Source organism: Bradyrhizobium sp. i1.15.2 (assembly GCF_040548425.1).
Taxonomy (GTDB): Bacteria; Pseudomonadota; Alphaproteobacteria; order Rhizobiales; family Xanthobacteraceae; genus Bradyrhizobium; species Bradyrhizobium canariense.
In genome coordinates this window covers 135,032-157,044 of the sequence record NZ_JBEPRQ010000012.1, presented here as the reverse complement: position 1 = coordinate 157,044, position 22,013 = coordinate 135,032, and the positions used below count along the sequence as shown (strand labels likewise).

Below are 22,013 nucleotides of genomic sequence, written 5' to 3'. Positions count from 1 at the left end.
ATTACTCCCCGCGGAAGATCGGCAGACGCTTTTCGGCGAAAGCGTCAATGCCCTCCTGCCAATCACGCGTCTTCGAACAGAACATCATGCCCTCCAGCTCAGCTGTAAGCGCAGATTCGAAGGTCCCGTAGGCAGCCGACGCCAACTGCTCCTTGGCGAGCTGCATCGAGAATGGCGCCTTCTTTGAGAGTTCGATTGCCAGGATACGGACGCCTTCGGCAAACTCGTCGTCGCGGAAACACCGCGAGGCGAGCCCGATCCGGACCGCTTCCATCGCATCGATCTGATGGCCAAGGAAGATCATTTCACGTGCTTTTGCCAGGCCGACCAGTCGTGGAAGGATGTGCGTAGCGCCACCGCCGAGAAATGCGCCGATCCCGATCTCAGGAAGTGCGATGCGCGCGGATGTAGCCATCGCGATGAAATCGCAAGCAATCGCCATTTCAGCACCGGCACCCAGTGCATAGCCGTTTACGGCCGCAATGATCGGCTTTGGATGTGAGGCGAGACGCCTGCAGACCCTCTGTTCGCTCATCAGATATTGCCGTCTATCGAAGGTCGTGCGGCCAGCCTTGTGCTCCTTCATATCGGCGCCCGCACAAAACGCCCGCCCCTCTCCGGTCAGGACGATCACGCGGACGGCCTCGTCATTTTCGGCCTGGTCGAGAGCCGCGAGGAGATCGTCGTAGAGTTGCTGCACCACTGCATTGAGTCGGTGAGGCCGATTCATGCGAATTTCGGCGATACTGTCCTGGATCTTGTAGGTGGCGGTCTCCACAACATGTCCTTCCACTTGATCCGCCCCGTTCGATCAGGGGTCGTCATCAACCGAAAACATAAGCTTAAGAGTAAGAAGAAAATCAACCGCTTCCGTCCGCGCGCGCCCATATCATGCGAGTTTTTTGTTCTGGCGCAGGGATTCATCGTGGAAACTGGGCACGCGGCTGCATTGGCCCGGTCTGCTTTTCTGGGACAGGAATTCATGGGATCGAGCGGACGCGTGGAGATCGGCTGCAGAGAGCTGATATGCTGACACGGCGCACTCAGCCCGTCGTGAAATTGCTGGAGACTTCAACTTCCGTGCAGCGGGACCTGAAGTGGCTCAGCGGCGTCCGCTCGGCCGTTCTCGACGGCAGCCTGGCCGCCCATACCATTTTTGCGGCAGATGTGTAGCTACCTGCCGAACATTGGAGTGATCGACGCGACGAGTAGCATCGTTCTGGCGCCCAGCACCTGAAGGCGGTCCAGATGCCAGGATGCCAATCTGGGCGATGCAGGTCTGCCGGAACGGCGTGCGGCCTGGCGAGGCGTAATCGCAAGATGGGCTTTTCGTGCACGCTCGAGAGCCTGGATCTTGAGTGAGAAAGGCCCCCGGCGGGCATGCCGGAGGCCTTCTTGGAGGTTAAACTTGGATTGTATGAGCCGTTACTTGTCTCCTTCTGTCAGATTTGCCGATACTCAGAAGTTGCGCTGAGCGCGGAGCAGCAGCACGAGGCTGTTCTGGTCCTTGAGTTCATACGTAGCAGCCGGCTTCGCGATGCCCGCTTGCAAGGGCAGGGTCACCGTGCTCCCGCTCGCGTATTTCTGGTCGAGCATCATGTAGGCGAGCTCGGCCGAGAAGGTCAGGTTCTTGACCGGCGTCCATCCCGTCCTCGTACCAACGACGGCATAGTTGAAGTCGGGGTTGCAGCCACCAAGACCGCTCGAGAGCGCGAGGTTTGCGACGAACGCTCCACAGATATAGCCCTTGGCCGTGTTGTTATAGCGCACGGCAGCCCATGCGCCGAAGATGGACGTATTCCAGTAGGGATCCCAATTGTGCGTGTAACCACCATTGAAGCCATATGTTGTGGTCAGCTCCTGGCCGGCACCGGTCACGAACACGGAGTCCGACACACCGGCAACCCCGAGACTTTGATAGGTCCCGGCCACATTGCTACTACCGTACATCGCAAAGGCGGTGCCGACGTAGTCATGGAAATTGTAGCGGCTTGCACCGTTCGTATACACGCCCGTCAGGTTAATCGTGTCACCGGCGCCGGTTGGCAGGTTCTTGATTGACAAGGCCAACTGCCCGGCCCAACCCCACTTGTCATCCGGATGGCCGGTCAACTCGGTGGCACCGTAGTAGGCAGCATGATTGTCATGCGCGGCGAACGATGCCTGGAAGAGGCCCCAAGCCTGGTCCACGCGAACCCTCGCGACGAGGTCTGGAGCTCGCGAGCCACCAATGTCGTTGGCACCATACAGACCGATCGCGTTACCTGCAGCCGTCGCGCCGCTTACGTTCCAGATGTTGGTCTGGTAGTTGGCAACCTGATCCTGCGCCGAGAACGACGCAGTAATCCCCTGACCGAAGTCGGTGGTATACGAGATCTGGTTCACAGGGTCCCAGCCGGCGCTGCCGGGAAGCTCGAAGGAGTTCGCCGGATATTCGGCCCACGGCGTCCTGAACTGCGACTCCGCTTTGCCGAACGTAAACCCGCCGAACTGGATGAAAGCGTAGAAGATATTGAGCGTACCACCGGCAACCTGAGAAGCGGCCGATGTAGTGTAGGCTGTCGCGCCGTTCACGCCCGTTGTGCCAGCCCCACTGTAGGTGCCGCTTCTCCATGTGAAGGCCAATTCGGCGAAGGTCCGGACCACACCGTACTCGGTCGCGGTGCGCGTATCGATTTGCAGATCTTGACGGGTCTGGGTCGTGAAGTAGTTGCTGAGGCGATTCCGCGCACCAGCGACGCCAGCGCTGGCAGCATCAAAGTCAGCGCTCGTGCCCACAACGGTATCGGCGCGCAAATAGCCCCCTAACTTGATGCAGGTGTCAGTACCCGGGATGTAATAGAACCCGGCCCCGTATAGCGAGCACACCTTCACGTACTCGATCGGCTTGGCCTTTACGGGCAGATCGGCCGCCTGCGCTCCCGCCCCCGCGAAAATTGCCGTAGACCCCAGAACAAGACTCTTCATCACTTTCATCGATGAACCTCCAAGTTGGAAACGTCGTTTCCGTCCTTCAAAGATCCGCCACTGCCAACTCTCGGGCAGGCGTTTGACGGAACGACTTCGAGGACCCCCCTCGCCGTCCCATCGAGATGTACTTGTCATATTGAATTGTAGCAATTAATTAATTGACGCTACTGTTGTTTAGATTGAAGGCGTTGTAATTCGGCAACTACCCCCGAGTTTACAGAAGAAATAGAGGAATTTTGGCAAAAAAGCCCCTAGGGGGCATCCCAGGGACTCTGTTTGGAGATTTAACTATGACCAATGGAGCTGAGAGCGCAGCGATGATGCGGAATGATATCTCAAATCAATTGTATTAGTCAATTTCGTTTTTGACATTGCTTTCATGTCTTGTGCAGTCTTTTTCGAGCTGCCCACGACGAATAAGAGGAGGTAGCCGCTAAATGAAGAATCACCCGGGCGCGGCTCACGGTGACAATGAGCTTTCGCGGAAAGACCGACATGGCCGACAGAGAACGACTCGATAGAGCCCTTAGCGATTTCATCTGGAACATCGTCGAAATCCATTCCCAGATCGAGGAGATTCACAAAAGCTGGGCTCAGATGCTGGGCGTATCAGAACCGCAATGGTTGATCCTGATGGCGATCGATGAGCTCGATGAAAGTCGCGGCGTCTCGGGAATAGCGGTTGCAAACAAGCTGCGGATCCATCCTGCCTTTGTGACGAACCAGACGAAGAAATTGGAAGCAATGGACTTTCTTGCCCGCCGGCCATCGCCTGATGACGCACGATTTCTGCAAATGTCATTGACCCAAAAAGCGCGGGCTGAAATCGCTAAGCTCACAATCAAGAGACAAGCTCTGAACTCGACGATGTTCGACGGGTTAGATCAGGCGTCCGTCGACTACCTCAACAAGCGGCTGACCTCGATTGCCAAGAATAGCCGGCTGGCGTCTCAAAAATTGAGCATAGGCGTGCTGTAGGCGCGGTTCGCAGACGCCCAGCTCGCCGTTTCGGCAATGCTTTTCCGATTCAGGCCGTAATAACCTGATCGCAAGCTTACCCTGTGCATCGAAGGGGCTGCAGCCAAACGTTGCAGATGTATCGAGGCCTTACCCCGCGCCGTCTTGCGTGACGATTGTCCGGACCGAGATCTCATGTTGTTCGAACCTGAACTACATGTCCGTCCCTCGCCCTGATGATTGAAGTATCGTGCGCCGAAATCAAGTTGCTCGAGGAGGTCTTCACTTCAACTTCACTGCTGTTACCAGGCTGACCATGGCGACGTGGCTGGAGTGCTTGCAAGCTGACTCTTCAGCCATCCAAAGGTAAAGTCGTCGGAGGTCACGAAGTTTTCGATCTCGCCCATCGGCGTTCGAGTCGTGTGCGGTATGGCCAATTCGAGGTCCTTGCCTGTTGCAACACACTCAGCTTGTAATTTTATCGCTTCTGAAACACTCACAGTCCCACGCCCACCCGCGACAACGAGAACAGGGCACCTTAACCGTCGCACCAATCGCGAGCGACCCGCCAACACCGCGTCCGCATCCAATATGTCTGCGGCCCTCGTCATCCAGCCTACGGACGCCACAGTCCGCGCCCAATTCCAAAGGCCCCCGTCGCATACCGCCGCAGCAACGCGGTGATCAGACGCGGCAAAATCAGTCGCTAGAACGGCCGAAAAACCTTCTCCGTAGACGCCAATCCGCCCCGGATCAACCTCGGGCCGACCTGCCAAGTAATCCAGACAGCAAGACAGCAAGATATCCGCTCGGCCGCGCAAGTGTGTTGAAACGTCATCGTGAGAGACAATGAGAATCGATATGCCTCGATCAACGACCGCGGGCAAGAGCCTTCCGAGCAGTGTCTCCGCTGTTTCTTCTTCTCGAGTGATGCAAATGACTGCCGAGCCGGCCAAGTCACCTGCGCGCAAGAAGCAAGCGGGAAATTCGGCCTGATCGCAGCACGCGATCTTTACACGCTCTACCTTCTGCTCGAGGTTCAGTCTGAGCCTGTGAATGCCAGCCTCGATCTTAACCAGAACGTCTCCACATTGTGGATCGTTTTCGTCAGCGAGGCGCCTCGCAATCTCAAAGGCGGTCAGAGCGCAAAGCCAAGCCTCGCTCGCTTTATCCAGGGCGCCTTTTTTGATGTTCAGGTCAGCAAGAACACAGTGGTCATCTCCGACGCTGGTCCATCTTGTGATCCAGTTCTGCTGAACTGCGCTCCCGCATATCTCCTCCAGACTGTTCAGGAATATCGCGGCGCCTCGCCTTACGGACGAAAGATCGCCATTCACATGAGGCCAGCCTGCGTACTTCATCCCGTTTCCCCCAGGGCCTGGATCTGCCCCCCCCGCTCGGGGATTGGTCAGATGAACTTGATCGGACTCCACGGTAACGATCGGAGCTTCCTCGTCTCCATCGGCGAGGCACCCGGCTCTCACCCTTCAACCTCGGTATTTCACAAAAATATTACAACGCAGCCAAGTCGAAATTCTTCGATGTTGGCGGACACAAGTTCGAAATGCTGCACTTTTCCCTGGGAATATGCAGTTTTTCAGTTAGTCAGCGGGCAGCGCTGAAATTGCCGATGGCACCTCGGAAGTGCGTGTAGCGTTCGTAGCTTCAACTGGCCGAATGCGTCCTGCGTGACGTGACACTGTCTGATACGATGACCATCTAAAGCAAAACACGCTCCTCGCCTCGTCATCATAGCGTCAGGGTTTTGTTCGCGCGGTCTTCCGTTCCGTTCGAGCACTATCAGTGATAGGCGACCTTCTGTAGCTGTCCGAAGTCACTCAGGCGGTCCGACTAGCGCGCATGTGATCGAGCGAAATTTGTCGTTGCTGCAGCGTTCCGACCGATCGTTGTCAGGAACTCAGCAGATCGAGAATGTATCGGACGGTGAGCTCCGTCGCCGGTATGATCTGTTCATCGGACGCAGCGAATGTAGGCGTATGCACATATGAGTCGTTGCTGGGCGAGCAACTACCGAACAGGAAATAGATCGATGGCACGCAGGCGGCGTAGAAGCCGAAATCGTCGCTGCCCTCCCCCTGCCGCGGCTCGCTGAAGGCGTCGCGGCCAGCCGTTTCCTGGACGAGTTGCCGGAAGCGCCTCACCATCTCGGCATCGTTGATTATGGCGGGCTCGCCAATGCGGATGATGCATTCGGCGCGCCCCCGGTGCATTGCAGCGACGCCTTCGGCCACTTCGCGCACGCGCTGCGCGAGCAGCGCCCGACGCTCCGGGCTGCGGGTCCTGATTGTCCCCTCCATGACAACTAACGGACAGATGATGTTGGTCGCTTCGCCACCGTGGATGGTCCCGATCGTGACAACCGCGCCATCGTCGACCGGCATTTCGCGCGAGACGACTTTTTGCACCTCATTGACGAAGGCAGCCGCGATGGCGATCGCGTCGATGCCCTTGTGCGGTGCCGCACCATGTGCCATCTGGCCGTGGACGGTAAGTCTGAACTGATCCGCGGATTTGGTAATCGCGCCCTCGCGTGCGGCGAACATGCCGGCGGGAATCTCTGGCCAGACATGAAAACCGACGGCTCGATCGAAGTCATCGAGCAGATGCTGCTCCTTTACAGTGCGCCCGCCGAGCGGTTCCGCCTCCTCGGCAGGCTGGAAGAACACGCGAACCCTGCCCGCGAAATTGTCGCGCAAGCGGTGGAATGCGAGTGCGGTGCCCAGCGCGATCGAGCCATGCAGGTCGTGACCGCACGCATGCATGACGCCGTCGACCTGGGAGCGATAGGGAAGATCATCGCGCGCCTCCTGGATCGGCAGGGCGTCGATGTCGCCCCGCACTGCGATCGAGCGCTTCGGTCCGATGGCAGTACCTTCGATGTCCACGTAAACGCCGGTGTTGTGGAAGACCTTGGCATTGCTGAGGCCGAAGCGCCGCAGTATTCCAAGGATCCGCTCCTGGGTTCGCCATTCGGCATTGGAGAGCTCAGGCTCGCGATGCATGGCGTGGCGGAGCTCGATCACCGCCGCACACTCCGCATCCGACAGAAGGCTGTTGTTGTGTGTGCTCATTCTGGCTTGACCTCTCCACGCCGCTCGGCAGGACCGTCCACAGGTGAAATCTTATTCTGTCATCAAGAAAAAAGACCGCCAAGTTCTGCCCGCCCGCGCACAACTCCAGTCGATTTTCGCTCCTCCGCGAAGGAATTCGTCGCGAAATTCCACCGCATTGATGTACGAAACCGACTTCAAGATAGACCGGCAGAGAACTCGAGCCGGCGGAGTCGCAACTGGAGCGTCATCGCAGCTGGCTGGACCGCAGCCTGATGAGTCCAACGTCATCCTCGATGGCGATGTCGGTTCCGAACGGCTTCGAGAGCTTCTGTAGACGCTCCAGAATGACTTTTGCCTGCGGCGCGGGCGCCAGGCGTGGTACGCCCCGATTGGCCAACCTCTTCGAGTGACCAAGCTCGATAGGATAAAGACGCAGTTCAGCAAGCTGGTTCTGCTCTAATCGACTGACTGCGATGATGCTCTCATAGAAGACCGGGTCGGAAAAACCCGGATCCGTCTCGTATCCTCCTGTCATCTCAGAGACTGTCACCTCGGCATCCGTGTCGATCCGAGGGTCTTTGCCTTGAGCAGCAAACATGTCGGCCCCTACGGGCGTCCGAAGGTCGTCCATGATAAAATTTCCCAGGCTGTAGAAAATCGGCCGGCCCTTGTAGATCTCGATGCCCCGCAACTGGTGCGGTCCATGGCCGATATATGCGTCGGCTCCGGCATCGATTAGCCTGTGCGCAAACGATGCCTCGTAGTCAGCCGGCTCCTGGCTCCAATTCCCCGGCTCGTGACCATGGTTCGTGATGATGCAGAAGTCGGCGAACTGCTTGCCCCGACGAACGTTGCGCAGAATGTCGGCGACATCGCGCGGGTCGGCTTCGTAGCTGTAGCCGGCCCTGTCGCCGGTCTTGAATGTCACTCCAGCGAGCATCACCCGGTTTGGATCATCATGACCGGGCCGGAAGCCGGGCAGTGCATTACGTATCCGCCTCATGCTCTCGAGCATTTCCGGTGGCACCACGATGCTTCGTGCCAGACGAAGGCTGTTGAGTCCTGGTCTGCCTGGCGCTTCACCGGCGGGATCGGCCGCGCGAGACAGCGGCGTAAACGTTGAAGCACACGACACCAGGGCCGCACGCCCGCGTGGCGTCTCCAGGAAGCGGGCGGCGCCGGCTTGCGCGAGATTCTCGCCTGCTCCTGCATGCACGATGGCGTTCTGATCGAGAACTCGGCTCGTCTCGCGCATGCCTTCGACGCCCCAGTCAAGCGAATGGTTGTTGGCGCGCCCCAGGAAATTGAATCCCATCGCCTTCAAATCAGGTCCCAGCTCCGGAAGGCTGACGTGATAGGCGCCGCCATACTCAGCCTGCGGACTTCCGTTGAACGATCGAATGTCGAAGATATTGGTTTCCATGTTTCCGAACGTGACATCCGCATCATGCAGGATCCTAACGATGGCGCTGAAGCCGGAATCCGGTCCTCTGGTCAGGGGCCGCGTCACGATGAGGTCACCAACTGCTACCATCGTGAAGCCGTCCGCAACGTTCGTTGCAGTCGAACCGACGGTGTCATAACTGCCGCCCTGCTGGACGGGATCACAACCGTTCTCGTGTGACTCGTTCTCCATGGGACCTCTCACCGCGCTGACCTTACCCAAATCTGTAGACTCTACTTGTTCTTCTGACCGGACCTGACCTGGATCTTTCATGATCCCGGCGCAAATCCGCGGGTCTTCGGAACCTCAATACCGCTTGAGCGGCGTGGAGCAGTTTCTGACCCGCGGAGGGGAACCGGCTCATCGTGCCGGCTATCCGCGTAGCATCCGCCCGATGGCAAGCATCTGCGGAACAGTGATCGGGTTATGGGCGGCGCCTGATGCTACTGCGTGCGATGCGAAGCGCGCGACCACCATCTCAGCCTTCGGCGCGACATGCAGGAGCTGACCATGGATGCCCCGGCCCTCGAACGCGCCCAGCTCGTTGTGCGTAACCCACCACATGCTGCGATATGAGTAGCCGGGCTGTGGCATGTTCGGGCATTTGGCCGGGTCGACGCCTCTCTGCACATCGTGCACGACCGCCGCCGGAATAAGCTGCTTTCCGTTCCACTCGCCCTCGCACCGCATGAGTTCGCCGAACCGCGCCAGGTCGCGCAGCGTTGCCGAAAGCCCGCCGCCGGCGTTTGGCAGGCCGGCGGGATCGACGATGAGGTAGCCGTCCTCCTCGCAGCCGAGCGGAGCCCACAGCCGCCCGTGCAGCAGTTGCGCGAAGGATCGGCCGGTTACGCGCGCCATCACCCAGGCCATGACATCGGTGTTTACGGTCTTGTAGGCGAACGTTTCGCCGTGCGCGCCTTCCTCCCTGATGCAGCGCAGAAAATCGCAGCACGTCGTCGCCCCCTGATAGCCCGCAGGACGTGCACGCAGGCCTGCAGATCGTGCGTAGTCGCGCACGCTGGAGCGCTCGTCGGCATAGACCTCCGTGTATGCAATGCCCGCCTGCATATCCATCACCTGGCGTAGCGTGGCGTTGTCCCAGCCCGTGCCCCGCAGCTCAGGCAGATAGTGCGGGATCGTTTTCGAGTCGTCGAGCACGCCTTCGTGCACGAACGCCGCAGCAAGCGTGCCTGCGTACGACTTCGTGACTGACATGCACGCATGCGGCAAGTGCGGCTCGAGCGCGCCGAAGTAGCGCTCGTACACGATGCGCCCCCGATGCAGCACGACGATGCCGTCGGCGTAGGTGTCAGACAGCGCCTCGTCAAAGCGGCGGGTGCGACCGTTCATGTCGACAAAACTGAGCGCGCCGATGTCGGCGGCCTTGTCGCTGCGATCGAGCGGCGACGGCCCGCAACGCCCGCGCCACACGTTCACGGTCGGCGCAAGCTCGCGCATGTGCGACAACGACCAGCGAGTCTGCGGAAATTCGAGGAAGTTATCGCTCTCGAACGTGACCCACTTTTCGGCGGGTGGTGGCGCACCGCGCGTCCAGCCGAGCTCGCGCGGATCAGACGCACGGCCATCAAGGTAGCGCAGTCCGTCGAATTCCACCATACCCATCTGCAGCGTTTCCTTCTTCGAGCTGCTGCTCATCCGGCGGGTCGCGGCAGCGGACCACGGTAGCCGTCCTCCCGCAGATGACAGGCGACGAAATGACCGGGCACGACCTCGCGCAGTTGCGGGCTCTCGCCGCGACAGCGAGGCATGGCGAATGGGCAGCGCGTATGGAAATGGCAGCCGGAAGGCGGATTCATCGGGCTCGGCACATCGCCTTCGATGAGCAGGCGTTCACGCTTGAAGCGCGGATCCGGCACCGGGGCCGCGGTAATGAGCGCCTGGGAGTAAGGGTGCAGCGGTTCATTGAAGATCGCTTCCTTGCCCGCGATTTCGACAATGCGGCCCAGATACATGACCGCGATGCGATGGCCGATATGCTCGACGACACCGAGATCATGGCTGATGAAGAGATAGGCGAGCTTCAGCTCTTCCTGGAGATCCATCAGGAGATTCAGCACCTGAGCCTGCACGGACACGTCGAGTGCCGAGACCGGCTCATCGGCGACGACGAGGCTGGGATTGACGGCGAGCGCTCGGGCGATGGCGAGGCGCTGGCGCTGCCCACCAGAGAACTCGAAGGGATAGCGCCGCATCGCATCGGCGCGTAGTCCGACTCTTTCGAGCAAGCCCGCCACGCGCGCCTTGCGCGCGCTGGCCGAGAGGCTCTCGAAATTCTCGATCGGCTCGGCGACGATCGTTTCGGCAATGAGCTTGGGATTGAGCGAGGAGTAGGGATCCTGGAAGACCATCTGCATGCGCCGTCGGTGCTGGCGCAGCTCATCCTCGCCGAGATGCGTAACGTCGATGTCCTCGAGCCGGACGGCCCCCCCGGTGGGCTGGATAAGGCGGAGGACGAGCTTGCCCACCGTCGACTTGCCGCAGCCACTCTCGCCGACAAGGCAAAGCGTCTCGCCCCGGGCGATCGAAAAGCTGACGCCGTCCACCGCCCTGACCCGCACGGCCTCGCGCCGCATCAGGCCGCGCCGCACCGAAAAGTGCTTCTCGAGGTTGGTGACCTCGACGACTGGCGTACTCACATTACTGGTCATGATTCCAGGACTCCCCTGCCGGGCACCGGCGGCGTGCACAAGGCACGCCCACGTGAGGAAAAGTGACTCGTCATGCTGCGGCCACCTTCGTGGCTTCCCAGCAGGCGACGAAATGCGTTCCCTCGTGATGCTCGAAGGGTGGCGCTTCGGCGCGGCAGCGCTCGGTCGCGAAGGAGCAACGCGGCGCGAAGGCGCAGCCCTGGATGGGTTGGTTGAGCATCGGCACAATGCCCGGGATCTCGGTAAGGCGCTTCGGCCGCGCTCCCTGCCCACGGCGGCGCGGGATCGAGGCGATGAGCCCCTGCGTATAGGGATGGAGCGGTCGATCGAAGAGCTCAGTTACCTCGGCCTCCTCGACCTTACGGCCGCCGTACATCACGATGACGCGCTGGCAGGTCTCGGCAACGACGCCCAGATCGTGAGTGATGAGCATGACCGCGGCGCCCATGCGCTCCTTCAGCTCCAGCATGAGGCGCAGGATCTGCGCCTGGATGGTGACGTCCAGCGCCGTGGTCGGCTCGTCAGCAATGAGGAGCTTAGGGTTGCAGGATAGTGCCATCGCAATCATGACCCGCTGGCGCATGCCTCCCGAGAACTGGTAGGGATAGTCCTTGAGGCGCCGCTCAGCGTCGGAAATGCGTACGAGGCGGAGCATCTCGGCCGCCTGCGCCAGCGCCTCGCCGCGGTTCTTCTTCTGGTGGATCATCACCGCCTCGGCGATCTGGTCACCGACGGTGAGTACCGGGTTCAAGGATGTCATCGGCTCCTGGAAGATCATGGCGATGCGGTTGCCGCGGATGTCCCGCATCTCGGCCTCACGGAGCGTCAGGATGTCTCTGCCCTCGAAGCGGATGCGCCCACCCACCGTGCGCGCAAGCTTCGGCGGCAGCAGGCGCATGATCGACAGCGCAGTGACGCTCTTGCCGCACCCGCTCTCGCCGACGATGCCGAGCGTGTCGCCGGTGTTGACTTCGAAGCTCACGCCATCAACGGCACGAGTCACGCCGTCTTGGGTGAAGAAGTGGGTTCGCAAATCCTGCACCTCGAGAATGGGCGCAGTTGCAGTTGCAGTTGCAGTCATGGTCGAAACACTCTTTACATCCGCCGGGCGAGGCGGGGATCGAGGCGGTCGCGAAGCCCGTCGCCGAGAAGGTTGACGGCGAGAACCACCACGGTGAGAAAGGCGCCGGGAAAGAAGATCGTCCACGGCGCGCGTGCGAGGTAGAGCCGGTTCGCGGAGACCATGTTGCCCCAGGTCGGAATCTCCGGTGGCACGCCGATGCCGAGAAAGGACAGTGCCGACTCGGTAAGGATCGCCGCGGCCACGATGATGGTCCCCTGGACAATCAGCGGCGCAATTGTGCTGGGCAGGATGTGGCGGCAGATGATCTTGAGGTCGCGACTGCCCGACGAGATCGCCGCCTCGACGAACGCCAGCTCGCGCGTCGAGAGAACGACCGAGCGCACCAGCCGCACCACGCGCGGGACCTCCGGAACGACAATAGCGACCACAATGACGGCGACGCCGCCCCTGGTGACCGCGACAAGGGAGATGGCGAGCAGGATCGACGGTATCGCCATCGCCCCGTCCATGAAGCGCATGATGATGCCGTCGAGCCGCCGGTAATAGCCGGCCACCAGCCCGATCACCAGGCCAAAAGCGATCGACAACGCCGCAACGGAAATCCCGACCGTGAGCGAGATGCGCGCGCCATAAATGGTGCGCGCATAGACGTCGCGGCCGAGCGCGTCGGTGCCGAACCAGTGCTGCGGCGAGGGCCGCGCTAAGCGTTGGGCTGGTGCGATCACCATTGGATCGCCCGCAATGGCCGGGGCAAGGATGGCAGCGAGCACGACGAGGATAAGCAGCGTCGCACCCAACACGATTGTCGGGTTGCGACGGGCGAAGACGCGAAACGATCCGTGCTTTCGAGGCAGCGCGTCCTTGAAGTCGGTAGAGAGAATAGCCATCAGTAGCGGACCCTTGGATCGAAGAGCGGATACGAGAGATCAACGAGCAGGTTGATGAGCATGTAAACGCCTGAGAAGACGAGTGTGACGCCCTGGATGATCGGGTAGTCGCGCCGCGCGATGGCGTCCACGACGAGCCGGCCTATGCCCGGAAAATTGAAAACGGTCTCGGTGACGACGGCACCCCCAATGAGAAACCCCACTCCCATTCCGATTACCGTCACGATTGGCGGAGCGGCGTTCTTGAGGGCGTGCTTCATGAGTAGCGGACCGCTCGCGACGCCTTTGGCGCGTGCCGTGCGCAAGTAGTCCTCGCCCAGCACCTCGAGCATGGTCGCACGGGTGATGCGCGCGATGAAGGCGACATAGGGCAGTCCAAGCACCACGGCCGGCAAAATCAGGCTGCGCAGCCACGGCCCCACACCGTCGGCGATGGGTGAATAGCCCTGCACCGGCAGCCATTTGAGCTCGATGGCGAACACAAAGATCAGCAGGTAGCCCACGACGAAGGCCGGCACCGAAAGGTTCAGCACAGCAAAGCCCATCACGAACCGGTCAAGCGCGGTGCCCGCGTTCGCCGCAGCGGCAATGCCAATCAGTAGCGCGATCGCCACAGCGAAGGCGCCACTGGTTAAGGCGAGGGAGATGGTGGGCTCGGCGCGCTGCGCGATCAGCGTTGTCACCGGATCGCCCCAGAACATGGAGTTTCCGAGATCGCCATGCAGTAGATGCAGCACCCACAGGAGGAACTGCCTCCATAGCGGCTCATCGAGGCCCAGTCTCTCGCGCATCTGCGCGATGGCCTCCTGCGTCACGTTGTCTCCCGCCATGACCGCAGCAGGATCGCCTGGCGCGAGATGCAGCAGCAGGAAAATGATGACTGCGACTATCCCCATGACTGGAAGAATCGACAGCAGGCGGCGAATGATGTAGCTGCCCATGGATGATGCCTCACGCTTTCTCTGCGTTCCACCAGGGGGCGGACCAGGCGAAGGGAGTAGAGAGCACGCCGTTGAGATTGGCGTGCATTAATACCGGCTGGACCCACTGTCCGTACCAGACGTACGGCACGAAGTTCCACGCATTCTCCTGGATCTCGCGCGCGATTTTCTTCCGCTGCTCCACCGTCTCCCCGAGCGCCCACTCGGTGGTCAGTTCCTCGTTCCGGGCGTCCGTGGGCCAGCCGAGCCATCCCTTTTCGCCGTTCGTCCTGTGGCAGATCCACAGTGGGCTGTCGGCATCAGTGGAGGCGGCCGAAGTAATGAACATATGCCAGCCGCCCTGTTCGGGGGGCGCCTTGCTTGCACTGCGCGCCCACATGGCGGCACCGTCCATCGGTTCCATTCTTACGTCGATGCCGGCCCGGCGCATCTGGTCGGCAAGGATTTCGGCAGCGATCTTTGCGGGGGGGTAGCTGGTCTGCTGCAGAAGGATGACCGGGCGCCCATCATAGCCCCCTTCCTTGAGGAGTTGCTTCGCTCTGTCATAGTTGGGCGCGGCCTTGAACCAGCTGGTATTCGCATCGTTCTCCATCGGGACATCGCAGCCGAAGTAAGAGCCGCATATTTTGTAGTACTTGGGATTGCCGATGATCGCTTTGAGATAGTCGGTCTGGTTGACGAGGTTCAGGATCGCCTGGCGACACTTCACGCTATCGAAGGGCGCATGCAGGAAGTTGAAGCGGATGATGCCGACGTTGGCACCCGCATAGAGGACCTGGAGCTTCACGTTTCTGTCGTGCGAGAGTTGGTCCAGCAGGTCGAGCGGGGGCCCTCCGTAAAAGTCGATCTCGCCCGCCTGCACGGCTGCAACGGCCGTCTGTGCATCAGGCATGTTCACGTAGATGACCCTGTCGACCTTCACGACCTTGCCTCCAGCCAGTCCGTCGGGCGCTTCCTTGCGCGGCACGTAGTCGGCGAATTTGTCATAGACGTACTGCGTGCCCGGTTTGGTCTCGCCTAGGTTCAGTCTAAACGGGCCGGAGCCGATGACGGTGTCGATCTTCTGCGCCGGGTCGGTCTCCGCTTCCTTCTTGCGCATGATGAAGCAGTTCTTGCCGAGCAAGTCGATCACCAAGCCAAAGTGATCCTTCAACTGGATAGTGAAGGTCTTGGCGTCCTTTGCGGAGATCTCCTTCACGTACTTCATCATCACTTGACCCGCGCCGTCGCGGGCGCCCCATCGCCGGATCGAAGGAATGACGTCGGCAGTGCTCACGAGCGTGCCATCGTGGAACTTGAGCCCATCGCGAAGCTCGAAAGTCCAGGTGAGCTTGTCATCCGAAACTGCAAATTTGTCCACCATTTGCGGGCGGGGAACGTATTGCGAATCGTAGGCGAAGAGAGTGTCGTAGACCATCGTCGCGTGGTAGTGGCTCGAGTATGTCGCGCTCACTACCGGATCGTAGCTCGTGATATCGCCTACGGTCCTGATGGTCTTGCCGCCGCCCCTCTGGGCAAACGCGATTCGGGGCGCTGCGGCGGAACTCGCGAGTGCGAGGCCACTTTGCATGATGGTGCGCCGCGTGAAGCTGCTCATGTGCTTAACTCCTCCGTGATGAAATCGTTGATTCACTGCCGTGCCTTCCATGCGCCCGACATTCGTCCCGAAGCAGGAAGATCCTCTCGCGGAGGAGTTGCGGGCGTGATGGGCCTGACAGGTCCGGCCGTGTACTATTCACGGGGCGCGAGTCTCCCTGTGAGAGGTCCGGATACGACGGTGAACGTGCCGTCCCACACCGGATCGGCAGCACCGTCAAGATTGCCGCCTGCATCTTGTCCGACCGCATGAACGATGCCGAGGTGCTCAGCCACCTGAAGGCGCGGCCAACGTGAGCGCAATGCGGCGATGACCTCTGCACCCGCATGAGCGTGCACGCGCGGCTCACCGTTCACCACGTTCACGCGAGGCCAGCGCAGGGCGTCCCCCAGATTCAGCCCTCGGTCTACGACGTTCACGATTGCCTGGACAACCGCCCCCGGAATACGTTCGCTTCCCGCGGCCCCGACTGAGAGCAGCACGCGGTCACCGCGCGTGACGATGACCGGGGACATCTCCGTTATGTCGCGAGCGCCCGGTATGGGCTCGACATCCATTCGATAGCTCTTGGCCGGGAAAAGGCCAAACGCGGCATCGGTTGCGCAAAGTCCAAAATGAGGGCCGATCGACAGAGTGATCGCTACCGTTGAACCGTCAGCGTCGAGTGTCGAAAGATGCGTCGTGTCCTTGCTTTGCATCAACGCTGGAGACTCTGCTCCGGCCGGCGCAACGGAGGGCACGTCTTCGGCCAGGCGTTGCGCAATCTCGGCGGCGCGAGCAGAAACGAAATCGGGCGAAATGAGCGTCTCGAAGGCGCGAGCACCCGGTTTGGGTTCGAGCGAGCCGAGGCGCTCGGGACGATCCGCAAAGCAGGCTTCGATGACAGCGATCAAGCTGCAGGCTTCGAAGCCCGTCAGCTTGCGCCCGAACCGGGGCAATCGATCCAGGATGGACAGCATCTCGATGAGACTGTGACCCCAGCCCTGACGCCCGATGGTGGTGACCTGGCAGTCGCGAAAGCGACCATGCAGGACCTCGCCGTCCCGGGCAGGGTTTGCGCTCAGGTCTTCCACCCGCCAGTGCCCACCCCGGGCACGCACACCTTCGGCCAAACTCCTCGCAGTCTGTCCTGTCGTGATCGCTGCGGCACCGGCTGCACCGAAACCACGTAGCAATGCCGCCAGCCGCTCATGGCGGAAAAGGGCCGGAGGGTGCACGCCATCGAGATAGGGGTCGGCGCCGCCCTGCGCCAGCGCATTGGCGTTCAGAGCCCAGGCCGCGGCAAGGCGCTTTGGCGGAATGAAGCCCACCTCGGCCAAACGCGCGGCCGGCCCAGCGACTACCGACAGCGGCAGTCGACCATGCTCCGCGTGCAGCTTCTCGAGCGCCTGCGGCAGGCCAGGGATCGCCGCGCCGGCGAGCGGTCCAGTGCCAAGAGTCTGGGGCAGGCGAGAAGGAATCACGCTCGCCCCGTCGATCGCCGCAAAGCGCCGGTCACGCGTCCGCACGACAATGTGGCAACGTCCCAGCAGGCTTGCATTAGCAGGATCGGCAACACATATCGCCAACGCCGCCGCCACGGCGGCATCGGCCGCCGTGCCGCCCACCCGCAGCATCTCGGCCCCCGCATCGGTTGCCGCGGGTGCGCCTGTCGCGACTGCGCCGACCTCGGAATTTCGATGAATGATCGACATGCTCTGCTCTTATGCTGATGACCGTTGGATCGAGAAACTACGCACAGCCCATCCCGGATGAAGGCGATCCCGCCTGGCAAGCGCGGCGCGCTGCGCCGATCGACGTCGTCACAAATCCCGACCGATCACACCTTCTCGACGTTCCACCAGGGTACAACCCCGGCAATCGGTAGAATGCCGTTGATGTTGGCGCGCATCACCGCCGGCTGAACCCACTGCCCGAACCAGACCTGTGGCACGTAATTCCAGGCGTTGTCCTGCATCTCGCGCGCGATCTTCTTGCGCTCATCGAGCTTCTCGGCGAGAGCCCATCTGGCGCGCAGCTCCTCGTTCTTGGCGTCGCTCGGCCAGCCGAACCAGCCCTTCTCGCCATTCGACGGATGGCCAATGAACTTGATCGGGTTACCGACAATAGCAGAGACCGCCGAGGTGATGAAGATATCCCAACCGCCGTGATCGGGCGGTGCCTTGACGGCACGACGTGTCGCCACATTGGACCAGTCCATCGGCTCCATCTGCACGTTGATCCCGGCTTGACGCATCTCGCTGGCCAAAATCTCGGCCGCGGTCTTCATGTAAGCAATGTTGGTCGCCTGCATCAGCAAGACGGGGCGCCCGTCATAGCCCCCCTCCTTCAGAAGTTGCTTCGCTTTGGTGTAGTCGGGCGCAGTCTTGAACCAGCCAGTGTTAGCGTCGTTCTCCATCGGAGTGCCACAGGCGAACAGCGAGGCGCAGGTTCTGGAATATTTCGGACTGGCGATCGCCGCAACATAGTCGGCCTGCCTGACGATGTGCAGCATCGCCTGGCGACACCTCTCGTTGTCGAAGGGCGGATGAAGGAAGTTGAGGCGGATGATGCCGATATTGCCCGACTCGTTCAGCACCTGGACCTTGACGCTCTTGTCTTGAGAGAGCAGATCCAGGAAATCGATCGGCGGGGTCTCGTAGAAGTCGATCTCTCCCGCTTGCACGGCGGCGACCGCGGTCTGTGGATCAGGCATGTTGATGTAAACGACGCGATCGACCTTGACGATCTTGCCGCCGGCGATGCCGCTCGGTGCCTCCTTGCGAGGCACGTAGTCGAGATTTTTGTCGTAAACGTATTGCGTACCGGGCCTCGTCTCGTTGACATTGAACTTGAAAGGACCCGAGCCGATGACCGACTCGATCTTCTGCATCGGATCGATCTCGGCCTCCTTCTTGCGCATGATGAAGCAGAGCGACCCGAGCACATCGAGCACTAGGCCGTAGCGTTCCTTGAGCTGAATGGTGAAGGTCTTCTCGTCTTTGGCCGAGATATCCTTCACATAGCTCATCATGTGCTGGCCGAACCCGTTACGCGCGGCCCAGCGGCGGATCGACGGAACGACGTCGGCGCTTGTGACCGACGTGCCGTCATGAAACCTGAGGCCGTCACGCAACTCGAAAGTCCAGGTGAGCTTGTCATCCGAGAGGCCGTATTTGCCAACCATCTGCGGGTGCGGGTTCTCCCCGGCATCGACGCCGAAGAGCGTGTCATAGACCATGGCCCCGTGATACTGGGACATATCCGCGGAGCTCCAGACTGGGTCATAGCTTGGAATGTCCCCATGCATGACCGCGTTGATGATCTTGCGGTTGCCCGCCTGACCCAGAGTGCCCCGTGGCGCGGCCAGCGCTCCGGCAACGGCAAGACCGCCCTTCATGACTGTGCGACGCGTAAGCGTTCTCATCCCTGCTCTCCTGGCTTGTCCCGCGGGTTTCCCGCTTTTATCGAATGGCGTTTCAACCTGAGTCCGCAACTCACCCTGGCTTGAGGATGAAATGAGTGATGCCGCGCAACTGACCGCCTCCCCCAGGTCCTGAAGAGGCCGCTGTTCCTTGCCGGTTTTCGACAGAGCTTTGTGAAGCGCTGTGACGCGTGACAATAACGTGACCTTAACGCGCGCTGACGCCCGATTTGATCGATAATCTGGCTGTTGGCGCCTAATTTCAGCGCTCCCGCCCGCCATTCCGACGGAATCCGGGGCGTTTCAACAGGCATTGCCAATGAAGCATGCACGGCGATTGCAATGATGACTGCGTGTCAGCTTCTGCCCGATACGGATCGCGCGAACTCTCAAACGCTGGCCGGCAGATCCGTTCATCAAGAGGAGCCGCCACCTGTTCGACCGTGACGGCAGATCGCTGCCCGTCACCATCGCTCCTTCGTCGTTCATGCTCGCTCACCACGGCAACTTCTTGATCTCGTCGCCTCATTTCAGGGTTGCGAGCAGTCCGGCCATCAACCGGCCGCGGTCGGCGAGACTGTCGACCTCGATATGTTCGTCAAGTGTGTGTGCATTGGCACCGCGAACGCCAAGGCCGTCGAGCGTCGGAATTCCGAGCGCGCCGGTGAAGTTGGCGTCGGAGCCGCCTCCGGCGCTGCCATGCGGCAGCTCGGCGCCGAACTGCTTCGCTATTCCGAGCGCCGCTTCATACAGTGCGATCGTGCCGGCGTCCGGCTCCCACACCGGCCTTGTGACGCCGCGCGTCACCTTGAAGGTGACATCATTAGACGTACCTGACAACGCCAGCATCTTCTCAACACCGCGATCTAGATCGGCCTGGCGCCTGGCCATGGAAAGCGCCTCGCCGGTGCAGGTGGTGGCCACACAATTGACCCATCGACCCCCATGCACGATGCCCACGGAGAAGGTGCAGTCATCCGTGGTCATTGCATCGACGACCAGAATCTGCCGCGCCATTTCGCGGATCGCCGAGCGGCCCGACGAGAGTGTCAAACCTGCATGGCTCGGCCGCCCCGTCGCCTCCAGGTTGAAACGCGCAATCGCATAACGACCGGTGACGACGCCATTGTCCGTCCCTCCCGGTTCCGGCACCAGCACATATTTGTTGCGCTTGGCTTCCGCCTCGATGATGTCCCGCGTCGAGGGCGTACCAACTTCCTCATCGGGAGTGAACAGCACGGTGATCGGCAGCGGCGTGACGAAGGACGCGCGGATCAACTGCCGGATGGCCTCAAGGGCAAGATAGTTGCCGCCCTTCATGTCGAAGATTCCGGGGCCATAGCACTTGTTGCCTTCGCACCGCCACGTCAGCTTTTCAATTGTGCCGATCGGGTGCACGGTATCCATGTGGCCTGCGATCAGGATGCCCGGCTCGCCTTGGCGAGGATGCGGAAAGCGGGCGCGGATAACGCTGCCAAGGCCCTGCCGCCCGGCGATTCGCTCGATGGTTGCGCCCATGACCGCCATGTCCCGTGCCGCAAGATCCAGCATGCGGTTCACGGCAGTCGCATCCCATGTCGGGCTTTCGCATTCGACCCATTCGCGCAGGCCCTGCAGCATCGCTTCGGAATCGAAGGGGAGATTGGCCGGGTTCATCGTGTGCCTCTCAGTGTTGGACTGATGCGCCATGCACCGCCAATTTCGAGGAGCGGCGGGGCAGGCCGCAGACCGGGCCTCGGGGGTGACAAACACCCGCGACCGCGGGCCAGTCCCACCACGCCTGAACTCGAGTTCGTCGTGCCTGCATCAAAGCGTTACGCCGTCAGCTCCCGGGCGATTACCAGGCGCTGAATTTCACTTGTACCCTCAAGAATACGAAGCACCCTCGCCTCGCCGACGAGGCCGGATACCTCATATTCTTCGAACACGCCGTAGCCGCCATGGACTTGGAGAGCGATATCGGCCGCTTCGCTCGCCATCTCGGTCGCAAACAGCTTGGCCATCGATGTCTCGAGACGAAAAGGCCGCTCTGCGTCCGCCAGGCAGGCTGCATTACGGATCATGAGTTCGGCCGCATGAATCTTCGTAAGCGCGTCCGCGAGTGGGAAGGTCAGACCCTGGTGATTGAATATCGGCACTCCGCCGACCTTGCGGCCGGCCCCGTAACTCTTGGCCAAGTCGATCGCCTTGCGAGCAAGCCCCAGGCCCGTGGCGCCGACAAGAATACGGCCGATGCTGAGGGTGGTCAGTATCTGCTTCAACCCGTCTCCGCGCCTGCCAATCATATTCGCCTTCGGCACGCGACATTCGTCGAGAAACAGCTCCACCGAATCGGCGATCCGCCAGCCAATCTTGCGGCCCGGCTTGCCGACGCTGAAACCAGGGGTTCCAACCGGCACCAGGAAAGTCGATAGTCCCCTCGATCCAAGGTTCGGGTCAGTGACAGCGACGAATGTCGACGCCCCGTGCAGGGACGTGCCGGCGTTGGTGGAGAACACCTTCGATCCCGACAATACAAAACAATCGCCATCTTCCACAGCTCGTGTCTTGATGCTGGCGACGTCAGACCCGCCGCTGGGCTCGGTGACACCAAAGGAGGCGATGAAGTCGCCGCGGCACAGGGGCTCCAGCCACCTCTTCTTGAGTTCGTCCGAGCCGTAGCGTGCGATCACTGTCATCGGCGCGCTGTTGCACAGATAGATCGCCGCAAAGCCCGGTTCAGTCCGAGCCAGGGTCTCGGCCACTATCGCCGCGCCTCGCGTCCCAAGGCCGGCGCCGGCAAAGTCCGGATCGTAGGCCGTACCCATGAAGCCGAGCGAGAGAAATTCCTTGACGAGCTCGGCAGGAAACTCGTGTCGATCGACAAAAGGCTTGATCCTCGGCCGGATCGAGCCTTCTGCGAACTGTTCAAGCCCCTCTTTCAGGAGCCTTTCTTCCTCGTTGAGGTCGAGCAGCATCGATCCAGTCCTTTCTGGTTGGGTGGCAGC

17 protein-coding genes are annotated in these 22,013 nt (G+C 60.9%); 3 read left to right on the top strand and 14 right to left on the bottom strand.

The window, feature by feature from the left end:
* Position 1: 1 nt before the first annotated feature.
* Positions 2 to 778 (bottom strand): enoyl-CoA hydratase/isomerase family protein, encoded by a 777-nt coding sequence (locus tag ABIB80_RS22265; RefSeq protein ID WP_354128355.1) that lies wholly within the window; start codon positions 776 to 778, stop codon positions 2 to 4.
* Positions 779 to 1,026: 248 nt separating this feature from the next.
* Between ABIB80_RS22265 and ABIB80_RS22260 the strand changes: the two genes are divergently transcribed.
* Positions 1,027 to 1,173 (top strand): hypothetical protein, encoded by a 147-nt coding sequence (locus ABIB80_RS22260; RefSeq protein ID WP_354128354.1) that lies wholly within the window; start codon positions 1,027 to 1,029, stop codon positions 1,171 to 1,173.
* Positions 1,174 to 1,458: 285 nt separating this feature from the next.
* Here the strand turns inward: ABIB80_RS22260 and ABIB80_RS22255 are convergent, their stop codons facing one another.
* Entirely contained in the window at positions 1,459 to 2,976 is a 1,518-nt protein-coding gene (locus ABIB80_RS22255) for a porin (RefSeq protein WP_354128353.1), read from the bottom strand.
* A 489-nt stretch (positions 2,977 to 3,465) separates the two neighbouring features.
* On the opposite strand from ABIB80_RS22255, the gene ABIB80_RS22250 reads away from it, so the two are divergent.
* Positions 3,466 to 3,948, top strand: a complete 483-nt coding sequence (locus ABIB80_RS22250; protein ID WP_354128352.1) for a MarR family winged helix-turn-helix transcriptional regulator — start codon at positions 3,466 to 3,468, stop codon at positions 3,946 to 3,948.
* 818 nt (positions 3,949 to 4,766) lie between these two features.
* Complete coding sequence (locus ABIB80_RS22245) at positions 4,767 to 5,549, top strand: hypothetical protein (protein ID WP_354128351.1); 783 nt, start codon at positions 4,767 to 4,769, stop codon at positions 5,547 to 5,549.
* A gap of 288 nt (positions 5,550 to 5,837) precedes the next feature.
* On the opposite strand, the gene ABIB80_RS22240 is transcribed toward ABIB80_RS22245, so the two are convergent.
* The 12 genes from ABIB80_RS22240 to ABIB80_RS22185 all read right to left on the bottom strand — a co-directional run bounded on the left by ABIB80_RS22240 (position 5,838) and on the right by ABIB80_RS22185 (position 21,983).
* The gene (locus tag ABIB80_RS22240; RefSeq protein WP_354128350.1) at positions 5,838 to 7,019 is read right to left on the bottom strand and encodes a M20 metallopeptidase family protein; all 1,182 of its coding nucleotides are present in this window, start codon (positions 7,017 to 7,019) and stop codon (positions 5,838 to 5,840) included.
* A gap of 226 nt (positions 7,020 to 7,245) precedes the next feature.
* Positions 7,246 to 8,637, bottom strand: coding sequence for a CapA family protein (locus ABIB80_RS22235; protein ID WP_354128349.1), 1,392 nt, complete (start codon positions 8,635 to 8,637; stop codon positions 7,246 to 7,248).
* A gap of 180 nt (positions 8,638 to 8,817) precedes the next feature.
* The gene (locus ABIB80_RS22230; RefSeq protein WP_354128348.1) at positions 8,818 to 10,101 is read right to left on the bottom strand and encodes a serine hydrolase domain-containing protein; all 1,284 of its coding nucleotides are present in this window, start codon (positions 10,099 to 10,101) and stop codon (positions 8,818 to 8,820) included.
* Positions 10,098 to 11,102: an ABC transporter ATP-binding protein gene (locus tag ABIB80_RS22225; protein ID WP_354128395.1), complete on the bottom strand. Its 1,005-nt coding sequence runs from the start codon at positions 11,100 to 11,102 to the stop codon at positions 10,098 to 10,100. The genes ABIB80_RS22230 and ABIB80_RS22225 overlap by 4 nt, the downstream gene beginning before the upstream one ends.
* Positions 11,103 to 11,184: 82 nt before the next feature.
* Positions 11,185 to 12,195 carry an ABC transporter ATP-binding protein gene (locus tag ABIB80_RS22220; protein WP_354128347.1) on the bottom strand — a complete coding sequence of 337 codons (1,011 nt, stop codon included), beginning with the start codon at positions 12,193 to 12,195 and terminating at the stop codon, positions 11,185 to 11,187.
* A 14-nt stretch (positions 12,196 to 12,209) separates the two neighbouring features.
* The gene (locus ABIB80_RS22215; RefSeq protein WP_354128346.1) at positions 12,210 to 13,085 is read right to left on the bottom strand and encodes an ABC transporter permease; all 876 of its coding nucleotides are present in this window, start codon (positions 13,083 to 13,085) and stop codon (positions 12,210 to 12,212) included.
* Positions 13,085 to 14,026 (bottom strand): ABC transporter permease, encoded by a 942-nt coding sequence (locus ABIB80_RS22210; RefSeq protein ID WP_354128345.1) that lies wholly within the window; start codon positions 14,024 to 14,026, stop codon positions 13,085 to 13,087. The genes ABIB80_RS22215 and ABIB80_RS22210 overlap by 1 nt, the downstream gene beginning before the upstream one ends.
* Before the next feature lie 10 nt (positions 14,027 to 14,036).
* Complete coding sequence (locus tag ABIB80_RS22205; RefSeq protein ID WP_354128344.1) at positions 14,037 to 15,623, bottom strand: ABC transporter substrate-binding protein; 1,587 nt, start codon at positions 15,621 to 15,623, stop codon at positions 14,037 to 14,039.
* Between the two features lie 134 nt (positions 15,624 to 15,757).
* Entirely contained in the window at positions 15,758 to 17,317 is a 1,560-nt protein-coding gene (locus ABIB80_RS22200; RefSeq protein WP_354128343.1) for a gamma-glutamyltransferase, read from the bottom strand.
* A 125-nt stretch (positions 17,318 to 17,442) separates the two neighbouring features.
* Positions 17,443 to 19,308, bottom strand: a complete 1,866-nt coding sequence (locus ABIB80_RS22195; RefSeq protein WP_354128342.1) for an ABC transporter substrate-binding protein — start codon at positions 19,306 to 19,308, stop codon at positions 17,443 to 17,445.
* Between the two features lie 243 nt (positions 19,309 to 19,551).
* Positions 19,552 to 20,682: a M20/M25/M40 family metallo-hydrolase gene (locus ABIB80_RS22190; RefSeq protein WP_354128341.1), complete on the bottom strand. Its 1,131-nt coding sequence runs from the start codon at positions 20,680 to 20,682 to the stop codon at positions 19,552 to 19,554.
* Positions 20,683 to 20,840: 158 nt separating this feature from the next.
* Positions 20,841 to 21,983 (bottom strand): acyl-CoA dehydrogenase family protein, encoded by a 1,143-nt coding sequence (locus tag ABIB80_RS22185; protein ID WP_354128340.1) that lies wholly within the window; start codon positions 21,981 to 21,983, stop codon positions 20,841 to 20,843.
* Between the last annotated feature and the right edge of the window lie 30 nt (positions 21,984 to 22,013).